At 64.3% G+C, this 1,107-nt stretch carries 1 pseudogene; it reads right to left on the bottom strand.

Annotated elements, in window-relative coordinates:
• Positions 1-24 precede the first annotated feature (24 nt).
• A pseudogene (locus tag G3I60_RS43620) lies at positions 25-1,028 on the bottom strand (IS5 family transposase).
• Between the last annotated feature and the right edge of the window lie 79 nt (positions 1,029-1,107).

Here is a 1,107-nt window from a genome sequence, read left to right on the forward strand (position 1 = left end):
ACTAGGGCCTGTGTGATGTCGTGATCAGTGGGTTGCTCGTAGGAGGTCGTCGATCCAGATCATCGAGGCGCGGAGTTCGAGTCCGGCGAGGTAGCTCTCGGGTGTCTTGTCGAAGCGTGTGGCGATGCCACGCCAGTCCTTCATGCGGTTGATCAAACGCTCGACGGTGTTGCGTTCCTTGTAGAGCTTTGCGTCGTGGCTGACGGGGCGACCGCCCAGGCGGCCCCGTCGCTTGCGGTGGGCGGCCTGATCCTTCTTCTCCGGAATGACCGCCTTGATACCACGTTTGCGCAGGTAAGCGCGGTTGGCACGAGATGAGTAGGCCTTGTCCGCGGCGACCGCGGCCGGTCGACTGCGGGGTCTACCGACAGGTAGGCGAACACGGATCTTCGCCAGCACGGGGATGAACTGGGGGCTGTCGGCTGCGTGCCCGGCGGTCAACACGAAGGACAACGGCCGGCACCTACGATCGGCGGTGAGGTGAATCTTGGTGGTCAGCCCTCCGCGGGACCTTCCCAGCAGGGCTTGCTTCAAGCGGAGCTTTCGTCGTCGGCGCACGCGTCGGCGTTCTTCTCGTTCGGACTCACTGCCGGTGACGGGTACGATTTGTTCGACTTCGGCGCCCCCTTTTGGCGGGTTCGTTCCTGCTCGAGTACAGCCTCCTCCAGGGCGTCCAACACCTCCTTGCCCACGAGCATCCCCGCGGCGTCCTGATGGGCGCGCGCTGTCGTGGAGTCCACGCTGACCAAGGACAAGTCCGTCCTGCCCCGGCGAGCGGCCTCAGCGATCAGCCCTTCCAACAGGGCGGTGAACACCCCCGCGTCCCGCCAGACCCGGAACCGCCCGTAGACCGTCGGCCAGGGCCCGAACTCGACCGGTATCTCACGCCACTGGGCGCTCGTTCGAAACCGCCAGATCACACCCTCGAACTGATCCCGCAACCGCTGGGGATACGGCCCGTACTCACCCACCGGTAAGTACGGCTCGATCAACGTCCACTGCTCATCACTGAGTTGCCTGCGCGTCACGACCAACAGTCCTATCGGATCCGCTCTCCCGACAGACCCACATCGGCAAAGTTGATCACGACATCACACAGGCCCTAGG

Source organism: Streptomyces sp. SID13666, from assembly GCF_010548325.1.
Classification (GTDB): Bacteria; Actinomycetota; Actinomycetes; order Streptomycetales; family Streptomycetaceae; genus Actinacidiphila; species Actinacidiphila fildesensis.